The 17,970-nt window shown below is 35.1% G+C and carries 16 protein-coding genes; 11 read left to right on the top strand and 5 right to left on the bottom strand.

All coding sequences use genetic code 11. The features are described 5' to 3' along the window. The first annotated feature begins 154 nt into the window (after nucleotides 1-154). From EKL99_RS10075 to EKL99_RS10030, 10 genes are all read left to right on the top strand, one after another. Nucleotides 155-1,675 (top strand): Na+/H+ antiporter NhaC family protein, encoded by a 1,521-nt coding sequence (locus EKL99_RS10075; RefSeq protein WP_197037231.1) that lies wholly within the window; start codon nucleotides 155-157, stop codon nucleotides 1,673-1,675. An 11-nt stretch (nucleotides 1,676-1,686) separates the two neighbouring features. Then, nucleotides 1,687-2,334: a GNAT family N-acetyltransferase gene (locus EKL99_RS10070; RefSeq protein ID WP_126563905.1), complete on the top strand. Its 648-nt coding sequence runs from the start codon at nucleotides 1,687-1,689 to the stop codon at nucleotides 2,332-2,334. An 85-nt stretch (nucleotides 2,335-2,419) separates the two neighbouring features. Then, on the top strand, nucleotides 2,420-3,766 hold the full coding sequence (locus EKL99_RS10065) for an aspartate aminotransferase family protein (protein ID WP_126563906.1): 1,347 nt from the start codon (nucleotides 2,420-2,422) through the stop codon (nucleotides 3,764-3,766). Between the two features lie 70 nt (nucleotides 3,767-3,836). Continuing rightward, entirely contained in the window at nucleotides 3,837-5,417 is a 1,581-nt protein-coding gene (locus tag EKL99_RS10060; protein WP_126576884.1) for an amidohydrolase, read from the top strand. Between the two features lie 66 nt (nucleotides 5,418-5,483). Further along, complete coding sequence (locus tag EKL99_RS10055; RefSeq protein ID WP_126515552.1) at nucleotides 5,484-5,969, top strand: Lrp/AsnC family transcriptional regulator; 486 nt, start codon at nucleotides 5,484-5,486, stop codon at nucleotides 5,967-5,969. Then, nucleotides 5,966-7,267, top strand: coding sequence for an aspartate aminotransferase family protein (locus tag EKL99_RS10050; protein ID WP_126563909.1), 1,302 nt, complete (start codon nucleotides 5,966-5,968; stop codon nucleotides 7,265-7,267). Before EKL99_RS10055 ends, EKL99_RS10050 begins: the two co-directional genes overlap by 4 nt. Then, nucleotides 7,264-8,685, top strand: coding sequence for an aldehyde dehydrogenase family protein (locus EKL99_RS10045; protein WP_126576883.1), 1,422 nt, complete (start codon nucleotides 7,264-7,266; stop codon nucleotides 8,683-8,685). The genes EKL99_RS10050 and EKL99_RS10045 overlap by 4 nt, the downstream gene beginning before the upstream one ends. Nucleotides 8,686-8,762: 77 nt before the next feature. After that, the gene (locus EKL99_RS10040; RefSeq protein ID WP_126515549.1) at nucleotides 8,763-9,413 is read left to right on the top strand and encodes a GNAT family N-acetyltransferase; all 651 of its coding nucleotides are present in this window, start codon (nucleotides 8,763-8,765) and stop codon (nucleotides 9,411-9,413) included. 96 nt (nucleotides 9,414-9,509) lie between these two features. After that, complete coding sequence (locus EKL99_RS10035) at nucleotides 9,510-10,862, top strand: NAD-dependent succinate-semialdehyde dehydrogenase (RefSeq protein ID WP_126576882.1); 1,353 nt, start codon at nucleotides 9,510-9,512, stop codon at nucleotides 10,860-10,862. A 164-nt stretch (nucleotides 10,863-11,026) separates the two neighbouring features. After that, nucleotides 11,027-11,863 (top strand): hypothetical protein, encoded by an 837-nt coding sequence (locus tag EKL99_RS10030; RefSeq protein ID WP_126515547.1) that lies wholly within the window; start codon nucleotides 11,027-11,029, stop codon nucleotides 11,861-11,863. Between the two features lie 94 nt (nucleotides 11,864-11,957). On the opposite strand, the gene EKL99_RS10025 is transcribed toward EKL99_RS10030, so the two are convergent. Then, a complete protein-coding gene (locus tag EKL99_RS10025) occupies nucleotides 11,958-12,437 on the bottom strand; it encodes a hypothetical protein (protein WP_126576881.1) in 480 nt (159 codons plus the stop codon). Between the two features lie 198 nt (nucleotides 12,438-12,635). Beyond that, nucleotides 12,636-12,944: a hypothetical protein gene (locus EKL99_RS10020; RefSeq protein ID WP_126576880.1), complete on the bottom strand. Its 309-nt coding sequence runs from the start codon at nucleotides 12,942-12,944 to the stop codon at nucleotides 12,636-12,638. Nucleotides 12,945-13,550: 606 nt separating this feature from the next. Between EKL99_RS10020 and EKL99_RS10015 the strand changes: the two genes are divergently transcribed. After that, entirely contained in the window at nucleotides 13,551-14,600 is a 1,050-nt protein-coding gene (locus EKL99_RS10015; RefSeq protein WP_126568382.1) for a porin, read from the top strand. 454 nt (nucleotides 14,601-15,054) lie between these two features. Here the strand turns inward: EKL99_RS10015 and EKL99_RS10010 are convergent, their stop codons facing one another. Genes EKL99_RS10010 through rimO form a run of 3 tightly spaced genes read right to left on the bottom strand, consistent with a single transcriptional unit; the run spans nucleotide 15,055 to nucleotide 17,824 of the window. Then, the gene (locus tag EKL99_RS10010; protein WP_126554391.1) at nucleotides 15,055-15,957 is read right to left on the bottom strand and encodes an N-acetylmuramoyl-L-alanine amidase; all 903 of its coding nucleotides are present in this window, start codon (nucleotides 15,955-15,957) and stop codon (nucleotides 15,055-15,057) included. Nucleotides 15,958-15,992: 35 nt separating this feature from the next. Next, nucleotides 15,993-16,472 carry a hypothetical protein gene (locus EKL99_RS10005; protein ID WP_126460371.1) on the bottom strand — a complete coding sequence of 160 codons (480 nt, stop codon included), beginning with the start codon at nucleotides 16,470-16,472 and terminating at the stop codon, nucleotides 15,993-15,995. Between the two features lie 38 nt (nucleotides 16,473-16,510). After that, a complete protein-coding gene (rimO, locus tag EKL99_RS10000) occupies nucleotides 16,511-17,824 on the bottom strand; it encodes a 30S ribosomal protein S12 methylthiotransferase RimO (RefSeq protein WP_126460374.1) in 1,314 nt (437 codons plus the stop codon). Between the last annotated feature and the right edge of the window lie 146 nt (nucleotides 17,825-17,970).

Below are 17,970 nucleotides of genomic sequence, written 5' to 3'. Positions count from 1 at the left end.
TTTTTTGTTATTATATCTAAATTATGGTTAGATTTACAAAATAAACATATATAAATTAATTTATTTACAATATTTAGGTTTTTTATTAATGTCAAATTTGAGTTTAAATATTAACCAATTTATATTATTTTCTATTAACCAAACCATAAAATCAATGAAATCAATCTCAACCATTATTGGAGTTGCCTTGTTATTCCTGTCGGCCTTGTGTTATTTTATTAATTGGGATGCTTTAGTTCCTGCATTTACTGTATTAGGGATTGCTATTATAACCAGAAAAGCATTGGAGCCATTAATTATCGGATGTGCTTTGGGTTTTGTTTTGTTAGCATCAAAAGGAGGATCTACAGAATTTTTTCCAGAGGGGAAAGGAATGATTTTTCCTTTAAATATGTTTGATGGTTTGTTCAGTTCGATATCAAGAGATGCGCATGATCAAGGTTTAATTTGGGTAATATTAGTTTGTATTTTATATGGTGCTTTTGTGCAATTATTAGTTGCTTCTGGAGGAATAAGAGCAGTTGCAACCTATTCTGAAAATCATGTAAAAACGAAACAACAATCACTTATCATGACTTATTTTTTAAGTTTTTTCTTTTTCTTGGATGACTATTTAAGTGCTTTGTCTGTGGGAAATACGATGCGGCCAATAACAGATAAGTTTGGAGCTTCCAGAGCTAAATTAGCTTTGGTTCTGAGTTTTGTTTGTGTGCCCTTGACTGTAGTGTTTCCTATTTCTACCTGGACTATTTTTTACGGAACTCAATTGTCGGCCCTGGGAAATATTGGAGATGTGAGTGTGAGTCCAAGTGCAATTCAAGCATTTTTAGGAACAATTCCTTATAATTTTTCGGCTTGGATTTCCTTAATTTTGGGAGGTTTAGTGGTATTTAAAGTTGTTCCAGATTTAAAAGGGATAAGAGATGCCGAGGCTGAAGTAGTCATTCCAGAACCTAAAGAGGAAAAAATCAGAAAGAATCCTGCTAAAAAAGCTGGAAAATTATATTATTTTATCATGCCGTTACTTGTTTTGGTATGGTGTACCATTTTCCCTTATCCTTATGATATGGATTATTGGGGAAGTTTAACTTTTTCGTCTGATATGATTTTTGGAAGTATTGATGCTTTACGCGGAATTGCTACTGCGGTTGTCTTTACGTATCTCTATTTTCTTATTTTTAGAGTTATTAAATTTGATAAAATTTCCAGACATTTTGTAATGGGACTGGAAACGATCACTTTTGTATTAGCCGTTTTAGCTTTTACTTATTTGTTAAAAGATGTTCAAAATGCTTTAGGGTTTAATGAATTTGTAACGTCTCACTTGCAAGGAATTAGCTGGTTAAATAGATCGACCTTACCCTTTATTGTTTTTGCTTTGGTTTCATGGATCTGTTGGGCAACGGGGTCTAATTGGGGAATATACGCTATTTTAGTGCCAACGACAGCCTTATTGTCACATTCATTAGGCGCTAATTTCTGGCTTTCTCAGGGTGCTTTAGTATCTGGAACAGTTTGGGGAGCAGCGGCCTGTTTCTTCTCGGATAATAGAGTTCTTACCGCACAATCCTGTAAAGTAGATATGATGAAACATGGTATTTCACAATTTCCATATCAATTAATAATATTTGGAGTTTCGGCTGTGATGTATTTTATCTGTGGATTTATTATGTAAACTTTTTGCCTATGATTTATAAAAACATATTAAACAATCAGTTTTTCATCAGGAATGCTGTTCCGTCTGATGCGGATCATATGGAATATGTGCAGTTGCAGTGTTATCCCTCACTACATGAATCAGAGATTATGAATAGAAATCATTTTGCAAATCATATTAAGGTTTTCCCGGAAGGGCAATTAGTAGTTGAAAAAGAAGGGAAGTTAGTAGGTTCTGCAAGTGCCTTCAGATGTGATTTTCCGGAACATGACAGTACTTTTCTGGAGGAAACCGATAATTTATGGATTACCAATGTTCAAATTGCTCGTGGCGATTGGTTGTACGGAATCGATATGGGGATTTTGCCAGAATATCGAGGTTTGGGTCTTTCGACAGAAATGTACAAAGCCCGAACCGAAATCTGTAAAACCCTTGGGTTAAAAGGGCAAATTATTGCCGGAATGACCATTGGTTACGGAAGATTTAAAGATAAAATGACTATTGAAGACTATTGTTTGGCTTTGCAAATTAATAAATATACAGATCCTACAATCACCCCTCAAAGGAAAGCGGGATTTAGATGGATACGACCTTTGTATAACTATATTAATGATCCGGATTGTGGATATGCAAGCATGTTAATGTACCTTCCGGTAGACGAAAATTATAGTATTTAGGCCTGCGCCAAAAAACAAAAATAAACTAATCAATAAGAATGAATGGCTATCGGCGAATGCCTTTTGCCTTTAAAAATTAAAAAAAATGGGAACTCAAATTAAAAAAGTATCAGAAATACCTGGACCAAAAAGTAGAGAAATGTTAGCAAGAAGAACTGCTGCTTTGCCTGCTGGTTTGGGAAAATCTACTGAGGTCGTTGTTGAAAAAGCGGAAGGTGCTTTGGTGTGGGATGTAGATGGAAATCAATTAATAGATTTTGCAGGAGGAATTGGGATGGTAAATTTGGGACACCGACCAAAAGCAGTTGTTGATGCCATAAAAGATCAAATGGATAAATACCTTCATACCGGAGCGCTAGTCACTACATTCGAACCGTATTTAGAATTTGCAGAATTACTTAATAAAATTACACCAGGAGATTTTCCTAAAAAAACCTTACTAGCTTGTTCAGGATCTGAAGCAGTAGAAAATGCAGTCCAAATTGCACGATATTATACGAAGCGACCAGCTGTTATTTGCTTTGAAGGGGCATATCATGGGAGAACATTACTTACCTTAAGTTTGACCAGTAAATATGCTTTGTTCAAAAGAGGATTTGGTAGTTATTCACAAGATATCTATCGGTTTCATTCTCCAAATGTGTACCGTAAACCGGATAACTTCACTGAAGAAGAATACATCGATTTTTGCATCGAGCGTTTCGACCAGAATTTAATTTCACACGTAGATCCCTCTTCGGTTGCAGCAATTATTATCGAACCGGTTCAAGGCGAAGGGGGTTTTATTCCTGTGCCAAAACGTTTCTTAGAAAAGATCAGAAAAGTTTGTGATGAACATGGCATTGTTTTTATTGCTGATGAGGTTCAGTCCGGAGCTGGAAGAACAGGGAAATTCCTTTCTATCGAGCACAGCGAAGTAGTTCCTGATATGGTGACAATGGCAAAATCTATAGGTTCCGGATTGCCAATCAGTGCAGTAACGGGAAAAGCAGAAATGATGGATGCTCCTCATTTAGGTGGTGTGGGAGGAACGTATTCCGGAAGTCCAATTGCTGTGGTTGCTGCTCTTGAAACGGTAAAACAAATAAACACACCAGAATTTTTGGCAAAATCAGTTCATGTGGGAGAGATCATCAGAACGCGATTAGAAGTCATGAAAGAAAAATTTCCTTGTATCGGAGATGTTCGTGGTTTGGGCGCCATGCTCGTAGTTGAATTTGTAAAAGATAGAAAAACCAAAGAACCGGATATGGATATGGCCATGGCCGTCATTAAAAAATCAGTAGCTAACGGATTAATATTAATTCGAGCAGGATTGTACACGAACTGTATTCGTTTCTTGCCACCAATTGTAATCACTGATGAGCAATTGAACGAAGGATTGGATGTAATTGAAAATGCTATCCAAGAAGTGTTGAACGAAAGAAAATAATTTAGACGCAAGTCTCAAAGTCGAAAGTCATAAGACTAGTTCGATATTAGACTTTATAATAATAGACTTTATGACTTTTAAACTGATATATAATGCCAATATTATTACAATGGATGCTGCTTTTCCAAAAGCAGATTCCATGGTAATTAATAATTTCGGCCATATTGAAGCCACTGGAAGTGTAACTGAATTGCGAAATCAATTTGGTTCTTTTTCCAATGAATTTGATTTTAGCGGACAAACGATTGTTCCGGGATTGAATGATGCGCATATTCATGTTTGGAAAATTGGGCATCTTAGAACGTATATGTTGGATGTTCGGGCTGTGAAATCTATAGTGGAATTCAAAAGATTGTTAAAAGAATTTGCTGAGAAAAACCCAAGTTCCGAATGGATTATGGCTCGTGGAATCAATGAAATGATTCTCGAAGAAAAACGATTGCCGACCAAAGAAGATTTGGACGAAATTATTTCTGACCGACCTGTTTTTATAATTAGAACTTGTGCTCACATTGGAATTGCCAATTCAATAGCCATGGCAATTTCAGAAGTTGATGAAGCTACGGAAATTCCTTTTGGAGGAGAAATTCGCAAAAATAAAGATGGAAGTCTGCAAGGTATTTTTACTGAAAGAGCTTTGGGATTAATCATGAATAACATTCCAGCCTTTACTTTCGACGAATATAAAAACATGATTCTGGAAGGGCATAAGTATTTGTTGAGTTTAGGAATTACTAGTGCGACGGATCCGGCTGCAAATGAAGAATTATTGGCGGCTTACATTAAATTGGACCAAGAAGGATTGTTGAAAGTGAGAATGAACGTTTTTCCGCTTAGAATTCCGGATGGTAGTGACGAAATTCAGGTTTTACCGGAATTATATGAATCGGAATTCTTGCAAATAAAAACGGTAAAGTTTTTCTCTGATGGAGGTTTGAGTTCTGCTACAGCTGCCTTGAATGTTCCTTACAAAAATACCGAAGGATATAAAGGCGTTTTGAGATTGGATTATGACAAGTTTTTCGAAACGGCCAAAGAAGCTGTTGATAAAGGATTTTCTGTTGCAACTCATGCCATTGGTCATCAGGCGGTTGATTTGACTTTGAAAGTGTATCGAGATTTATTCAAAATCAACCCTAGTTTACGTCACCGAATTGAGCATGTTGGATTTTTATCGAATGAAAATATAAAAGATTTTAAAAATATGAAAATGACTGCAGCGATGCAGCCCATCTTCATTTACGAATTGGCAAATAATTTTAAAAGTACTTTGCCGGATGCATTATTGGATGTAGTTTATCCGTGTAAAACGGTTTTAGATAATGGAATTAACTTGGCCTTATCGACCGATGGTCCTGTGGTGAAAGAAATAAATCCTTGGCTCAATATGGAAACGGCGGTTACCCGAAAAGCGATGGATGGCTTTGTCATTGGCGAAAGCCAGAAAATAACTTTTGAGCAAGCATTGCATGCCTATACTGTAGGAAGTGCGATTGCGGATCATTTAGAAAATATAAAAGGAAGTCTTTCTGTAGGGAAATATGCTGATTTTATTATACTGAGTAAAAACCCGTTTAAATTAGACGATGTTTCTACCGTTGAAGTCAATGAAACATGGGTAAATGGAGAATTAAAATATAAAAAAATATAAAACAACTTTCTCAGACTCGGTTCCCTCTACTTTGGAGAGAGTTGGGGTGAGGAAAAACTACAAACGATGAGTGTATTAGATGATGAATTAGATTACCAAATATTGAAGCTGCTTCAAAAAGACGGGAGAATGTCGTTTACTGAAATTTCTAAAGAAATTAATGTGGCAGTGAGTACCATTAGACACCGTTATATTAACTTGATTGAAGATGGGACTTTGCAAATTATAGGAAGGGTTGATCCTAACAAAATTGGTTTTAATGCTTATGCAAGTGTTTTGATTTCCGTTAAACCAAAATCATATATGAAAACCATTTTTGAGGAATTAGGAAAGTTGCCTGAGATTAGTTTTTTGGCTTCTGTTTCAGGGGACTATGATATTGAAGCTAATATTATGTGTCGGGATATGGAGCATTTGAATGAATTATTAGGCGATAAAATTCATTCGATGGAAGGTGTTTTTGACACCAAAACGAATATGTATATGAAAATTTACAAATTCGCGCAACCCGATTTAGAATTAGCAAAATTATCAAGCAAGCAAGCAAAATGAATAATACAGACAAATTATACGAAAGAAGAAAGAAAAGTGTTCCAAACGCTTTAGGAATTTTTAATCCATCGAGCATTCAATCGGCTAAAGGTGCCATAATCATTGATGCCGATGGTAGAGAATTAATTGATTTCGCAGGAGGAATTGGTGTAAATAATGCCGGTCACGGTGTTCCTGAAATTATTGATGCGATTCAAAAACAAGCCGAAAAATTCATTCATGCCTCATTTAATGTTTCTGTTTATGAGCAATATTTAGACTTAACCGAGAAGTTATGTGAGATATTGCCACACGGGGAAGCTACAAAAGCAATGTTGACTTTATCCGGTGCAGAATCAGTAGAAAATGCGATCAAAATTGCTCGTGCAGTAACCGGAAAAGCGGGGATTATATGTTATGATGGTTCTTTTCATGGACGTACAATGATGGCGATGACTTTAACTTCAAATGTAAAATATAAAGAAGGAGCGGGACCTTATGCTCCTGAAGTATATCGTTTGGAATATCCGTATTACAAACCTTCGATGAATAAAAGAATGTCGAAAGCTGAATTCGATGATTTGATGATTATGAAGTTGCATAAAACTTTTTCAACAACCGTTTCAGTGAGTCAAACCGCTGCAATCATTTTGGAATTAGTACAAGGTGAGGGTGGTTTTACTGTTGCATCTAAAAAATACGTGCAGTATTTGCGTAAATTCTGCACTGAGAACAACATTTTATTGATTTTTGATGAGGTGCAATCTGGTTTTGGTCGTACCGGAAAATGGGCATCTTATGAGCATTATGGTGTAACTCCGGATTTGTCAACTTGGGCAAAATCTATGGGAGGCGGAATGCCTATTGGTGCCGTTATTGGAAAACAGGAAATTATGGATGCCGTTGAACCAGGACTTATTGGAGGAACCTATTTAGGGAATCCGTTGAGTTGTGTCGCGTCATTGGCGAGCATCAATTACATGCAAAAAAACAATATCAATGCCGCTGGTGAAAAAGTAGGTAAGCTAGTGCTAGAAAAATTCATTCAATGGCAGACTTTGTATCCACAAAACATTACTGATGTTCGTGGCCTAGGAGCAATGTTGGCCATCGAATTTTCGAATCCAACAACTGGAATGTCTGATGGTGTTTCTACGAAAGCCATTGTGGATAAATGTTTAGAGAAAGGATTGATTGTAATCACTTCTGGAGCTTACGGAAACTGTATCAGAATATTAAGTCCTTTATTTATAGAAGATGAAATTTTAGAAAAAGGCTTGTCAATTTTAGAAGAAACAATAAAAGAAATACTGTCATGAGAAAACAATATATAAACGGAGAATGGTGCGACGCCATAGATGGCAAAACCTGGGATGTACAAAGTCCTTCAACCGAAGAAATTTTAGATAAAGTTCCTTTTGGAAATGCTGCTGATTGCAAAAAAGCAATTGTTGCAGCTGAAGCATCTTTTAAAGAATGGAAAAATACGACACCTTATTTTAGAGCTGAATTTTTAAAAAAAGCAGCTAATTACATGCGGGAAAATGTAGAGGTTTTCGCCAAGGAAACAGCACTGGAAACAGGAAAACCTATGCTCGAATCTCGTGGTGAATGGCTGGTTTCGGCTAATCTTTTTGAGTGGTTTGCCGAAGAGGGAAAACGCAGTTATGGTCGAGTAATTCCTTCCAGCAGAATAGACAAACGTTCCATGGTCATTTATCAATCCTTAGGAGTGGTTGGTGTGATTACTGCTTGGAATTTTCCAGCTTACAATCCAGCTCGTGCTGTTGCAGCTGCTTTAGCTGCTGGCTGTAGCGTAGTAATGAGAGGGTCAGAGTTTACGCCTTTGTCTAGTTTTAATATGGCAAAAGCTTTACACGAAGCAGGAATTCCTAAAGGTGTTTTCAACTTAATCAATACCGAACCGGTTTCGACAGGAACAGAGATGATTGAAAATCCTTTATTGAAAAAAATAAGTTTTACTGGAAGCACTAGAGTAGGAAAAATTTTAATGGATGGCGCTTCTAAAACAGCAACTAAATTATCGCTTGAATTAGGCGGAAACGCACCAGTAATTATAGAAAAAGATGTAGATGTGGAAGCAATTGCACATCAATCCTTGGTTGCCAAACTAAGAAATTGCGGACAGGTTTGTGTGGCTCCCCAACGTTTTTATGTGCATTCGAATATTTTTAGCCAATTTGTTTCGATTGTCAAAGACGATATTTCGAAATTAAAAACAGGAATTAATGGTGGCGCTATTGATTTTGTGGGACCATTAATTAATAAAACACAGCAAAAGCATATTGTGACAATGATTGAAAAAGCCAAAGCCGATGGAGCAACCATTCATATTGGTGGTGAAGTTTCGGAAAAAGGATTTTTTGTACATCCGGCTTTGATTGAAGCCAGACAAACTCAAGAATTTATCAAAACTGAGGTTTTTGGACCATTGATGATTGTGATTCCTTTCGATACTAAAGAACAAGTGTTGGAATGGGCGAATGATACCGAATACGGTTTGGCTTCTTATGTGTTTACGAATCATATTAAGACTGCTAATTTCTATGCGGAAAACCTAGAATTTGGAATGGTAGGAATCAATGAATGGGCGGCGCATGGAACGGAATTGCCTTTCATAGGAATAAAAAGTAGCGGAATCGGTCATGAATCAGGTTCTGAAGGGTTGAAAGAATACATGGAATTGAAATTGATCAGTTATGGAAATATGTCATAGATGTTTTTAAAGTCGAAAGTCATAAATATTATTACTTTTTTAAATTTTAAATCTTTCAATCATTTAATTATAAATATATGAAAAAAGAAATTTTAGGTAAATACATTTTGCGAACAGCTACTCCTGAATATGCCAAACAAGAAGCTGAACTTCAAAAAATTGTTTTTCCAACTTTGTCTGAAGAAGAGTTGATGACTGAAGCACAATACATACGTCACATGGAGATTTTTCCTGAAGGACAAATGGTTGTTTTAGATGGCGATAGAGTTATTGCCGCAACAACAACTTTGCTGCAAAATTACCACGAAGGAAATCATACTTTCTTGGAAATTTCGGATAATTTATGGTTGGGAACACACGATCCAAAAGCGGAATGGCTTTACGGATTAGACGTTTCAGTTCATCCGGATTATCAAGGAAAAGGTATTGGTAGAGAAATTTACAATGCACGTCAGGAGGTAGCTAGAGCATTGGGAACCAAAGGGCAAATGACCGCAGGAATGCCTATTGGGTTTGATAATGTTAAAGATCAAATGACTATTGCTGAATATTGTGATAAATTAATTAAAGGAGAAATTATTGACCCCACTGTTACCGCTCAAACTAAATGTGGTTTTATTTTAGTGGAACCTTTATTCGATTATTTAGATGATCCCAGAAGCGGTAATTGTTCGGTTTTGATGTATTGGCCTTTGGATCCAAATACGAAATTGAGTGAAAACCATTAAAAAAGTGGTCAGTTCGAAGTATTCAGTGTTCAGTCGCAATGGAGTTCTGTCAAGGAACTTTAAGCGTACAACATTAAATTTTAAACAAAAAAAATTATGATATTCAAATCAATAAATCCATTTTCAAGAGAAATCATCACGGAGCATGAAGTGTTGACGAACGCACAATTGAATCAGAAATTGGAAATGTCAGAAAGAGTTTTTAAAAATTGGCGAAATACGTCTTTTCAGGAAAGAGGAGATAAAATGAAAAAACTGGCTAACATTTTGAGAGCTAAGAAGGATGAGTTGGGTTTATTAATTACTAATGAAATGGGTAAAATTTTATCCGAAGGAATTTCTGAAGTTGAAAAATCAGCAGGAAATTGCGATTTTTATGCCGAGAATGCTGAGAGAATGCTGAAAGACGAAAAGTACGACACCCCTTTTACAAGCATGTCGGTTTACGACCCAATGGGAGCCGTTTTTGCAATTATGCCTTGGAATTATCCCTTTTGGCAGGTGTTGCGTTATGCTGCTCCTACAATTATGGCGGGAAATGTAACTCTTTTAAAACATGCACCAAATGTTATAGGCTGTGCCAAAGCTATAGAAAATGCCTTTTTGGAAGCCGGTTTTCCAGAAGGAGTTTTCCAACAAATAACAATTGATATACCGCAGGTAGAAGCAGTAATTGCTTCGGATATTGTTCATGGAGTTACCTTGACAGGAAGTGAAATGGCCGGTTCTTCGGTAGCATCATTAGCCGGGAAATACATCAAAAAATCGGTTATGGAATTGGGTGGTTCGGATGCATTCATAGTTTTGAATGATGCCGATATTGAAAAAGCGGCGACTGTTGCCACTCAATCCAGAATGCTCAATGCAGGCCAGGCTTGTATTTGTGCCAAACGATTTATCGTTACCGAAAAAGTAGCGGATGAATTTGCGGCTCTTTTTGCCCAAAAAGTATGCGTTTTAAGTCAAGGAAATCCTGTACAAGATGGAATTAATATGGGACCATTAGCTCGTTTGGATTTGGCCGAAAAACTAAGCCATCAATTAGAAAAAGCATTGCAACAAGGTGCGAAATTAATAGTAGGAGGAGATCGTGAAAATTGTAATTTTCAGCCTACATTAATAGATTTTGTAGATTCTAATAATATTGCTTTCCAAGAAGAAACTTTTGGGCCATTAGCCACCATTGTGCGTGCTAAAGATGAAAATGATGCTATTGCTATCGCTAATAATCATCGTTATGGCTTGGCTTCTGCAATTTGGACAGAAGATCGAGAAAAGGCATATAAACTAGCCAGAAAAATTGAAGCAGGAAATGTTTTTGTAAATTCTTTAGTGCGTTCTGATTCTCGTGTTCCTTTTGGAGGAATCAAAAAGTCGGGTTATGGGCGAGAATTATCTCAAGTTGGAATCAAAGAATTTATGAATATGAAATCCTTAGTTATTGAATAAAAACATGCTAGCTGTTTTTATGTGTGAAATTAATTAGAATATTGAATTCATGAAGATAACAGATGCTAATTTACATCTTTATTAAAGAAGTTTGAACTTAGGCTAAGAACCTAAAAAATAGATTAACCTAACCATCCAAATTAATAATGAAAACCAATTTAAACATGAAAAATCTAATCGTTTTTTTAGCATTAATGCTAAGCAGTTCCTTAATTTTTGCTCAAGAAAAAGTTTCAGACACAACCAAAACCGAAAAGAAATGGGATATAAATCTCGATATCGCCAGTAGATACATTTGGAGAGGACAATCTTGGGGAGGAAATTATCCTGTAGTTCAGTTGTATGGAAATTATAATGTAACTGATAAACTTTCTCTGGGTTTGTGGGCAACTCATAATTTCAAAAAACAATATTATGATGCAAATGGCGCTTCAAAAGGGTATCGAGAGTTAGATTTTGTTATTAATTACGCAGTTACTGATTATTTAACCGTTTCATTACAAGATTATTATTGGCCTTCCACAGACAAACAAGAAGGGGTTTCTAATGATTTTTTTAATTTTGGAAATGATGGTTCACAATCTATTGATTTACAGTTTTTATTTGATTTTTCTGAAAAAGGAGTGCCTATTTGGTTTACTCTGAGTACTTTGGTTGCTGGGAATGATTTTAGATATAAAGATGAGAATGATTTAAAAGGCAAACAAAATTTTACTACTTACATGGAAGTGGGCTATAGTTTTGAAGTTCCTTTGGGCATAAGTTTGTCTCCTGTTGTAGGAGCAGTTCTTAATAACAAAGCGGGCTATTATACCTTTGGTGATTATGATAAACTTTCGTTCGTAAACTTGGGGTGCAAAGCATCAAAAGATATTAAATTAAGTGAAAGCGTAACAATGCCTATTTGGTTAAATTATACCTATAATGCTGCATCAAACAAAGCTAATTTAGAACCATTTGGAAAGCAATTTTTAGTAGCAGGAGTTACTTTTTCATATTAAAAAATGAATTGAGTGTATTTAAAAAAAGCTGTTGTCTAAAATTTGGACTACAGCTTTTTTGCATGGTATAAATTTTCTTTTTAAAAACGATTCCTTAATACGTATAAGTAATTGCTTTTATATCGTTAGGTGTATTGGATAGAATAACAATAAACGGATATCCTTTGCGAGCAGCATTCTCTTTTAATCGCTTTTCTCCTCCATGTATAAAGGAGGTATTAGTTTCTCCTTTTGCTTTTCCATAAAAACTAGTGATGACCCCGGATTTTTTTAGACCAATTGTCTGAAAGTCTTTTAAGACGATTACTTTTTTATAATCTGATTTTGCAAGGACATTGATTTTTTCCGAAACTAGTTTTGAATCGGTAGCTGATTTTTCATTTAATTGAGCAACGGCATATTGGCTGATTTTTTTTTCTTCACTACTGCCTGGTACTGCAAAATAAACCAGATTATTCTCCATTTTGATGAAGTTTACATCCATTTTTTTGTTGTCATGCGTAATGATTTCGTGAGTTTGTGCAACTAATGCAACATTGAATAAAATTGTGAATAATATAAATAGATTTTTCATGTGTTCAGATATTAAGGGATTGTTTGCTTTTGCTGTTTTGCCAGCTTCTTTGATTTAATTACAGCGCTTTCCTATCAGCTAATAAAAAAAATACTTGAGTACAGTTCGATTGCTATTGATAGTAAATCATATCTCGAGTGTGTAATGGCTCTATATAGGTGTAGTTCCTTTTGGTGTATTAGGAAACATATAATAGAATCAAGCAATACACTCCGGAGGTGGAGTTGAATTTTTTAAATGCGACTCTTTTGCTTTGAATAAATCCAAAGCGTTTATTCTGTTTGGAACAATGGAATCGTATGCTAATGCATTTGGGAGGGCTACGGTACCTATGAAAAGCGTTTTTAGTTTATTCTCGAAATTGCTTTCTTCCGTATTATTTTTAGATACTTCGTATAATTCGTATTTCCTATCATTGACAAGAACAGCAACTGCCTCACTAATCCATGTAACGGAAAAAGCAACAAAAAGGACTTGAAGATTTAATTTAATTAGGCTACGAATCATGGTATAAATTTAATACAATTGAATGGGAGTTACCATTAAAATTTTCATAAAAGAAAAAATAGAAAAAACGGTTTTTGTTACTGTTTAATTCTCATTGAAACTCGTTTCTTAGACTTAAAAAAAAAAGGATAATTTTTTGTGTTACACAGTGCAGAACTATAAAAAACAAAATTATTTAAATTTTATATAAAACATTTAATTTTTTTAACTGTCTTTTTTATAGGGGGTTGTTGTTGTTTACAGCGTTTATTTATTGATAATATTCTATTTTTTGCACTTTAAATTTATTTTAATCAAAAAAAAGTGGGGTGTGTTGTAAAATTTAATTATTGAATTTTTAAAATACTTTCGTAAAAATATGGAATAATGATTTTTTTTTATTGATTTTTCGTTATTGATAATTCTTTTCTAAACAAGATAAAAAAGTGGGAAATAGTAATTTAAGTGGAGTAAAAGTTAATAAATTCGCTTTAGGATTAGGGAAAAATTCACACCAAAAGCAGCATAAAATAATGTTTTTAGCAATTATTTTAGTTCTGATTTTTTTAAATAGTAACCAAAACCAAATAATTACCAAGCTGTATTATTAATTAAAACACCTTAAAGATGAAAAAAACAGTAACTATTTTAGCAGTATTGCTAACCACAACTTTTATATTTGCACAAGAAAGCTCTGCGGTTCCAGCAACAACTTTTGCGGGATCTGCAGATGCATATTACAAATATGATTTTTCCGGAATAGACAACAGTTTGACAAGTTTTACTAATTCTCATAACTCGTTTGAACTAGGAATGGTTTCTATCGAAGCGTCACATAAAAGGGGTAAAGGTTCTGTTTTTGTAGATTTAGGTTTTGGTAACAGAGCCGCTCAGTTTACTTATAATGATACCAATGCAACTTTTATGATTAAGCAATTAAATTTCACATATGAATTTTCAGATAAGTTCAAAGTTACTGCTGGTAGTTTTGGAACTCATCTGGGATATGAATTATTGGATGCTGTCGATAATAAAAACTACAGTATGTCCTATGCCTTTACGTACGGACCCTTTTTTAATACAGGGGTAAAAGCACAATATACTACTGGAAAATTCAGTTTTATGGCGGGAGTTACTAATCCTACAGATTTTAAATCTACTATTGATGCAGGCTCAACTCAAAAAACGTTTATAGGGCAACTTGCGTTTCTGGGCGACACAGGTAGCGCCTTTTTTAATGTAACATCTGGTAGTAGTAATCCAGCTTCTGATGAAAATAAGACGCAGTTTGATTTCGTTGGAACAAAGAAACTTAGTGACGCATTTTTCTTAGGGTTTAATGGTACGTATGCAATGACTGATAACGACTTTGACAGTTCATTGGATGGAGAGTGGTTTGCGTTAGTAGGCTATGCAAATGTTGCTATAAAAGAATCTCTAAGTCTGACATACAGATTGGAATATTTAGATGCAAAAGAGGCAACTCCTGCGCTGGGATTGCTTGCTGGAACTAGTGTTATAGGGAATACATTGTCATTAAACTACAAGGTTGGTAACTTGACTATCATTCCGGAATTCAGACTTGACTCCGCCTCTGAAGCTATTTTTTCAAATAATGATGCTGCTCCAAAAGTCTTGACCGCATTTGCACTGCTCGCTACAACCTATTCATTCTAGTATTTAAAACAATATTTTTTTTGCTGCCAGGATACTCTTTTGTATTTTGGCAGTTTTTTTGTTTAAAATTTCCTAAAGTACCCGTTGGGTGTAATTAGTTTTTGATGGAAATTTTCGTCAGTTCGAATGATCCCGCTTTTGGGCGGGATTATATCAAGAACTAGAAAATTAGTATTAAAAACGGTTCTCGATACACGTCACTTCAAGTGCGAAGCGTATCGAGATGCTTTGTTCCGTTTTACTCCACAAAAAACACTCGGACTGACGTTTTGAACAATTGCACCCAACGAGTGCCAATGTATGACTAAAAACTAATGCCGATTTTGGTTTTACTTCAGTACTCATTAATAATTTCGGCAGTGGTTTGGAGAAATATTAATTATTCAATTTTGGACACAAAAAACGGCTCTTTGAAAATTCAAAAAACCGTTTAGGATTGTTTTAGGGGCTTTTGCTATTGTTGTTTGTAAATAGAATAAATGGTATTTCTTGTTTTCTCATCTAAAACATCAGTAACTTCATCTTGAATATAATGAAGTTTAAAAGCAATAATAGCAGCAGATATGTTTTTAGTGTCATACCCAATAATTCGTAATCCCTGATCGACATTAAAATCAAAAGGAGCTGTTTGTAGAAATTCATCAGGCCAAATTCCAAAACCTTTTTCGGCTAAAATTTTCCAGGGAAATAAGGCGCTGGGATCTTTTTTTCTGGTTGGGGCAATATCCGCATGACCTAAAATGTTTTGAGCAGGAATGTTATAATCTTTTTTTAACTTAGTTAGAAGGGCTAATAAGCTATTGATTTGTGATTCTGAAAACACTTCGGATCCGTTATTGTCGAGTTCAATTCCTATAGAAGCTGAATTAATATCCGTATTTTTTCCCCAAGAGCCATTTCCGGCATGCCAGGCTCTTAGGTAGTCATTCAGCATTTGCACGACTTTACCATCATCTGAAATTACATAATGGGAACTTACCTGAGTTTCTGTTTTTGTAAATGTATTTATGGTTTGTTGCAATGAATCTTGCGCTGTATGATGAATAATGATAAAATTAGGCTTGCGTAAATTAAAATTGACGGTACCAATCCATTTTGTATTGATTCCATTCTCCAAAAACGTAGATCCCATTTTGAAAATAGTATCCTTATAGGTATGTAATTGCTGCGTGTATAATGTATCTCTGTTTAATTCAACCGGAGGAACAACCGGAAGGGGTTTAGGATCCTTATTAGAAATCGTTTTTTTTAATGTTTTGAGTTTGGTGTCATATACCTTTTCAGTTTTCTTGTATGGATTTGTGGAGCAAGCAGCAATAGCAAGGGCGAAAAATAGGGTATAAAAAATATTTCTCATTAGGATTTGAGTTTTATAATGAAATAAAAAAACGATTATTTCGATTTCTTTTTAGACTTTGATTTTTTTGGATTTTTCTGCTCTTTTTTTAAAATAATGAATTTTTCCTTCTGATCTTCATTTAATAATGCCATTAATTTTCTATCGGTAACTTCAGATAGTGCCTCGATGTTTTTAATTTTATCTTCCTGACTGGTTTCTGCCTTTAGAAGCATTCCTTGAGTTCTGAAGCTTTCAATGAAGATATTAGACATTGCTACCACTTGGAGTTCATCCAGATTAAGTTCCGGTTTTATAGTTTCCATTATTTTAGCAACTGAAACTTCAACAGGAATTTCTTTAGGTTTTTCAGGAGTTCTGGTTTGATCCATTCCGCTATTCATCCTACGATTTCCTCCGTAACCGTTCCCGTTTCCATATCCATTATTATAACCGCCGTTTCCGTATTGTGCTGAAATGGTGTGGACTGATAATAATACAAATGTGATCACTAGTACTGATTGAATTGTTTTCATATGTAGCATTTTAAAATATTAAAAAATCGTTTAAAAAATTATACCGGTTCTCCGTACAAATCAAATTCCGTTGCTTCGATAATTTTGATCATCACAAACTCTCCTGTTTTTACATAATGTTTTGATGCATCTATTAAAACCTCATTGTCTACGTCTGGACTGTCAAACTCAGTTCGGCCTACAAAATGGCCACCTTCTTTTCTGTCGATGATGCATCGGAACGTTTGACCTACTTTTTCCTGATTTAAATCCCATGAAATTTGTGATTGTAACTCCATAATCTCATTGGCGCGCTCTTGTTTTACAGTATCTGGAACATCATCTTCCAGTAAATAGGCATGTGTGTTTTCTTCATGAGAATAAGCAAAACAGCCCATTCTATCAAATTTCATTTCCTGAACCCAGTCTTTCAATATATTGAAATCTTCTTGTGTTTCTCCGGGATATCCTACGATCAAAGTGGTGCGTATTGCAATTCCAGGTACTGCTTCGCGAAACTCTTTTAATAATTTTGTTGTTTTTGCTTGCGTTGTTCCGCGACGCATGGATTTCAAAATTGAATCTGAAATGTGTTGCAACGGAATATCAATGTAATTACAAATCTTAGGTTCGCGTTTCATGATTTCCAGTACATCCATAGGAAAACCGGTTGGAAAAGCATAATGCAAACGAATCCACTCAATTCCTTCTACTTTAACTAAAGCTTCCAGTAGTTCTCCAAGCGCTCTTTTTTTGTAGATATCTAATCCGTAATACGTCAAATCCTGAGCAATCAAGATCAATTCTTTAACGCCATTTTTTGCTAGACCTTCGGATTCTTTTACCAGTTTTTCAATTGTTTGTGAAACGTTTTTTCCTCGCATTAAGGGTATTGCACAAAAACTGCATGGTCTGTCACAACCTTCGGAAATTTTTAGATAGGCATAATTTTTTGGAGTTGTAGTCAGTCGTTCTCCAAGCAACTCGTGCTTGTAGTCCGCTCCCAAGGCTTTTAATAATTGTGGTAGCTCTGTAGTTCCAAAAAATTGATCCACATTTGGAATCTCTTTTTCTAAATCAGGTCGGTAACGCTCGGACAGACATCCAGTAACAAATACTTTATCAACTAATCCTCTTTCTTTTTTGTCCGCATATTCCAGAATCATGTTGACAGATTCGGCCTTGGCATTATCAATAAATCCGCAGGTATTTATTACAATGATATTTCCCTCTTCGGCTTCCGGAGCTTCATGCGTAACGTCTTTGCCGCTTGCGCGTAGCTGACCCATAAGCACTTCACTATCATATACATTTTTTGAACACCCAAGAGTGATCACGTTTATTTTATTCTTTTTTAAAGACTTCGTTCTCATAACATTAGAATCCCGATAATTTGGGAATTTTGCAAAATTACACTTTTTTATTCAAACGGAACTTGTTTCTGTTTCTTTTACACTTTTTAAGGAGCTATTCCTGCTGTACGCTACAAACAAAGTTCACTGAACTCCTATAAAAATGA

The organism is Flavobacterium sp. ZB4P23, assembly GCF_003970375.1.
Taxonomy (GTDB): Bacteria; Bacteroidota; Bacteroidia; order Flavobacteriales; family Flavobacteriaceae; genus Flavobacterium.
The sequence above is the reverse complement of the archived record's forward strand: the minus strand, read 5'-3'. Positions and strand labels throughout refer to the sequence as shown.